Consider the following 4,441-nt stretch of genomic DNA (forward strand, 5'->3'; position numbering starts at 1 on the left):
CTGGCTGAGAGCCCTGCGAAAACGCAGCCAGCGCCACACCCTGACGTGGACAAAGATGACGAAACTCATCAAATACTTCATCCCGAGCAGTACACTCACACACCCATACCCAAATCAGCGAATGTGTGTTTGATTGATGGTAGGAGCCGTATGCATTAGTAGTGCACGTACGGATCTGTGCCGGAGGGGTGATGAACTAATGGTCTAAAAACTGTTGGTAAATCAACCCTTTACGGCGATACGATTTAATGCGAAATTTCTTCACAGAAAAAAGAGTGGATGTCCTACATTTAACATTTAGTGCCGGCGCTTGAGTTCAGCCGTGGTTTCACGGTCTAGAACCTGGGTATTTGTAGCTTCGTTCATGAACTTTCCTTCCCTGTATTGCTTTCTCCAGCGGGAAAGCATGAAAGGATGGATCTCAAGTACTTCAGCAACATCCTGAGCCATCACACCTGGCATTTCTGCAAGCCGAACGGCCATCATGCGAAATGCGTTAGTAAAAGTACGGTGTTTTTCTTTAATTCTGATCATTGGATCACCTTGATTGAGTGTTATCAAGGTGTCCGTTTTATCGGGTCAAGATCAGTGCCTGCCCTGCAAGGGCTGGCACGAACTGGAAGCTTTTGTTATACGTTTGTTGCACGTAACTCGAATATTTCTTTGAAATATTTGTTGCTTATTGATGAATAAAAGGAAGGAGCAACATGCTGAACATAAGCTAAATGACCTGCTAACGATGATTTCTCACTTTCAGGGAGCTTTCCTTTTGCATACAAGCTCAACAGTAAACGAATATGATCCTTTTGCTTTCTATGAATTGTTATATGACCATTTTCGCATACTTTTAAGCCAGTAACGGAAGCAGAACCACCAGTGCTACTACCCATTTTGGTTTTACTTGTATTTATTTTGATATTAGGAGTGTTGTAACCACCTATAAAGGTGCGAATAACATCCTTAAGTTTTGAGCATGCTCCATGCTTGTTAGTAGAAAAGACTAAATCATCAGCATACCTGGTATAAACCGTTTCTCCAAATCGGTTGTCCAGAATTATTTGGTTTATTGCTGTATCGAAGTCATGCATAACTGCGTTGCTAATTATGGGCGAACTTGGATAACCAATGGGCAATAGATCTTCTTTATAAAAACAAGATTTACGAATGAGTTCCTTTGCTTCTTGATCTAGTTCCCATGAAATTTTGTTTTCACTATGCCATTTATCTACAATTGGCTCTAAATCAGTGTATTTTATACTTGGAAAAAAGTTTTCAAGGTCGATTTTTAAAAAGAACCTATTAGAGCTGTGCATTTTGGCATTATCCAAAATAGATACGCCATCTTGATATGCAACTGATGATTTATGAATTGATAAGTTTTTAAAAATATTATGAATTAGCCAATACTGCAAAGTTTTGAGCTTTTTTGATGGATGATGTATTTCTCGAAAACCACCATTACGTTTTTTAATTTTAAAAACTTTTACATAAGTTCGTGAAGAACTAAGGGCTTCTTCAATTAATTTTTCAGGTATTCCGAGATCGTTCGAAATAATAGACTTAATATTCATAAATTCTCTCAGGATACGATTTCAATGTGTAGTTTCTAAATGTTGAAATTATTTTCCCCGTATCAAAGCGATAGTCAAAATAAGTTTCATCCTTCCTGCTTCGGTATAAGCCACGAGAATTTCTTTCTATTGAATCAAATGATGTGAGAATTCCTAGAATATGAGCTACGTCATTGTAGTTATTATTGCCAAATATGAGCTTCAACAATTCAATTAGCTCTTTATGAAGAATCGGTCCCGAAAGATAAATTAAGTCATGTGCAAACATGGCTGCTTTTTTGCTGACATTATTAGATGGATTACATGAATCCAAGTCAATGACTTTGCTTTTTATCTTCGAAGGATCTTTAAATAGCTTATAGATATGAGGATAGATATTACCAATAGCATCTCTATTGTATACACCGTCACTATTCATTTTATAGTGTATGATTCTATCCTTTCCAACAGCTTCTTCAACTGCCTTTATCGGTCCTAAGTTTATAAATGATTCTTCTTTTTCAAATTGAGAATCGTTTATTATGACAAGCTTATTTCTCAGTGTATTGTGTGAGAACGCACCAAGCTCTGCGAAAGAACTTGCACTTTCAAGTATGATAACAATGAAGTCTGAGAAATCTGAAATCAGATGCTCTACATCTAATACATTCCCTTTATGTCCTTCTTTTTTTAAAGTTGAAAACATTTTCTCAGCAAGAAAAAACTCTGTGTGAGGTAAGTTTTTCTTGGAAAATTCAATGAGTGCTTTCCTTCGCTCTGATATGGTATCGATATCTTTGTTTGCTCCACAAAGAAAAACAAACTTCAAATCATTTTTTAGATACACGTGGGAATTATCAATGGCTTTTTTCAAAGCCATTAATCTAGAGCGAAGTAGTCTCTTACTTCGGATTTCTTTTAGCATTTATGTAGCCTACTTAGAGCACGCGTTTCTTCCGAACTCGGAAGTTGCTGACTAGCGACTTCCGAGTTCGGAAGAAACGCCAGAAAGCTAAAAAATCAAGGCAGAATGTGACTCACATCCCGACGGGCTTTCACCCATAATTGCTAGGCTATACGGATGCTACAAATTTATAAGACAGATTTCAAGTACTATGGTTTTTCAAACGTATAACGCCAACATCAGCCGCGCGCTTTTAAGCGTCGGCTGGATGTTTTTGTTAAGCCTTTACGTCAGGAATGAGGCCGAAAGAATTGAGAAGCACCAATAGTGCGCCTGACAGCCCAGAGGTCATTAATAGCCAATAAAAAACTGTCCCAAGCAACCGATCAAGTTTACTAGTGTTTTCAAAAAGTACAGCTGAGTTTGCATAAATAGTAGAAAGCGGACTTTTTTCTAGCTTACGGCTCCATGATCGCGGAATTGCTAGAGCTTGTGCGACGTTAATGATGTCCCAGCCGCTTACATACTCAAGACCAAGGACCTCTTTTGTTTTTGGGTTTTTCCTGAGTTTACGTACTGTGACCTGGCCAAAAACCACATACAAAATACACGCAACAAACATTGCCCCCATAAGGCATGCAAAAATTAAACTACCCGTAGTCATCAGTTGGATACCAACTTCATAATATCATCGTAAAGGTTTCCGCTATTTTCTTTTACATAGCTATTCATTCCGATAGATGCCGCAGCTGCCGCACCAGCAACGGCGACTCCTCCCACAATTAAAACAGGAGTTGCGACCATAAGAAATCCTAATGCAGCACCACCTACATTTACTACAGCTGTACCTGTTATGGCGCTAGCAGCAAAACTACTGGATTCAATAAATAAATCTCGCTCCCAATTGCCGCCGGCTTGATAACTATTATGAATGTTTCCAACACGACTACCGAAGTCGATAACTGCAAGGCCGTTACCCAGGAATTTAGCTTGTTTGCTTAATTTGACGAGGTTATTTGCTTGAACTTGATTGGTTACATTGAGCTTGGCCACGTTTCGACTGCTTTTGGCAATATTCGTTGCTCTATCAGCATTTGTAAGCGGCGTACCTCGGCGGGCTTTTACTTGCCCAGAAACCACCTTTAATTCATTACTGAACTGGCTTTGCATTTTCTGAAATGCAGTATGCGCCTTCTGCTTTATCGCTCCTTTCATTGGTGAGTTGGACGTCACCGCCTGACGGTATTCCATTAAGGCTGCTTGGTAGCCTTTAACGGCACCAGCGAAGCCACCAACACGATTGGCATAAACGCTAGTTGAAGCCCCCATAAGGCCAATATTGTAATCTTTGAGCTTTGCGGTGATTTCAGATAATGCCACGACATTATCACCACCATAGGATAAGGAAAGGTTAGTTAGCTCCTTGGCTACAGGTGAAGGGGATAGCTGACTAAGGATACTTCGGCTGGCACCGGAATGATCATTACCAATGATATAGGGGGTATTGGCAGCTGCCATTGTTGGCTTTGTACAACTAAAGGCTGATATTTGATCAATGCTGATACCGCATTGATTTTGAAGATTTTGTGGGCTTAGTGATTGGTTGCAGAGCAGAATTTCACTCATTTTAAAGTCCTTCTTAAATAATAACGTTACTGTCATTTCAAGGGTTGGATTTTACTTGGTAAGGCTGCCCCTTACAATAATTGTATGGCCGGAGTGTGGAACCACACATAGGCTTAACGCTTAGTTTAACCGCCCACTGCAAGTAATCGAAGCGCCACAAGACTTAGGCAAAACACTCTGAAGTTCATTGGGTCGGATTACAACGTCTTGTTGGACGCGCCCTTGCACGGGCCCTTCTATGTATTTATCTTTGTACGACTTGAGTCGTTATTGAGCCTCAGCCACGAGATTTATAATCCCAGGGCCGGTGAATGGGATCATTTTTGAGTATAAATATCCCTTATTATATTCTGCTTTCATG

General features: G+C 39.8%; 5 protein-coding genes. All 5 read right to left on the minus strand.

What is annotated here, in order from left to right:
- Positions 1–297 precede the first annotated feature (297 nt).
- On the minus strand, positions 298–534 hold the full coding sequence (locus WG89_RS28415) for a transposase (RefSeq protein ID WP_062271138.1): 237 nt from the start codon (positions 532–534) through the stop codon (positions 298–300).
- A gap of 95 nt (positions 535–629) precedes the next feature.
- Entirely contained in the window at positions 630–1,571 is a 942-nt protein-coding gene (locus WG89_RS28420; RefSeq protein WP_062271141.1) for a retron St85 family RNA-directed DNA polymerase, read from the minus strand.
- On the minus strand, positions 1,561–2,475 hold the full coding sequence (locus tag WG89_RS28425; RefSeq protein ID WP_153301894.1) for a retron St85 family effector protein: 915 nt from the start codon (positions 2,473–2,475) through the stop codon (positions 1,561–1,563). Before WG89_RS28425 ends, WG89_RS28420 begins: the two co-directional genes overlap by 11 nt.
- A gap of 256 nt (positions 2,476–2,731) precedes the next feature.
- The gene (locus WG89_RS28430) at positions 2,732–3,118 is read right to left on the minus strand and encodes a hypothetical protein (RefSeq protein ID WP_062271146.1); all 387 of its coding nucleotides are present in this window, start codon (positions 3,116–3,118) and stop codon (positions 2,732–2,734) included.
- Positions 3,118–4,080 carry a hypothetical protein gene (locus WG89_RS28435; RefSeq protein ID WP_062271148.1) on the minus strand — a complete coding sequence of 321 codons (963 nt, stop codon included), beginning with the start codon at positions 4,078–4,080 and terminating at the stop codon, positions 3,118–3,120. The genes WG89_RS28430 and WG89_RS28435 overlap by 1 nt, the downstream gene beginning before the upstream one ends.
- Between the last annotated feature and the right edge of the window lie 361 nt (positions 4,081–4,441).

The organism is Endozoicomonas arenosclerae (assembly GCF_001562015.1).
GTDB classification, from domain to species: domain Bacteria; phylum Pseudomonadota; class Gammaproteobacteria; order Pseudomonadales; family Endozoicomonadaceae; genus Endozoicomonas_A; species Endozoicomonas_A arenosclerae.

Coding starts and splice junctions, on each gene's coding strand:
- WG89_RS28415 (WP_062271138.1), bottom strand. CDS start 534: ATGATCAGAATTAAAGAAAAACACCGTACTTTTACTAACGCATTTCGC.
- WG89_RS28420 (WP_062271141.1), bottom strand. CDS start 1,571: ATGAATATTAAGTCTATTATTTCGAACGATCTCGGAATACCTGAAAAA.
- WG89_RS28425 (WP_153301894.1), bottom strand. CDS start 2,475: ATGCTAAAAGAAATCCGAAGTAAGAGACTACTTCGCTCTAGATTAATG.
- WG89_RS28430 (WP_062271146.1), bottom strand. CDS start 3,118: ATGACTACGGGTAGTTTAATTTTTGCATGCCTTATGGGGGCAATGTTT.
- WG89_RS28435 (WP_062271148.1), bottom strand. CDS start 4,080: ATGAGTGAAATTCTGCTCTGCAACCAATCACTAAGCCCACAAAATCTT.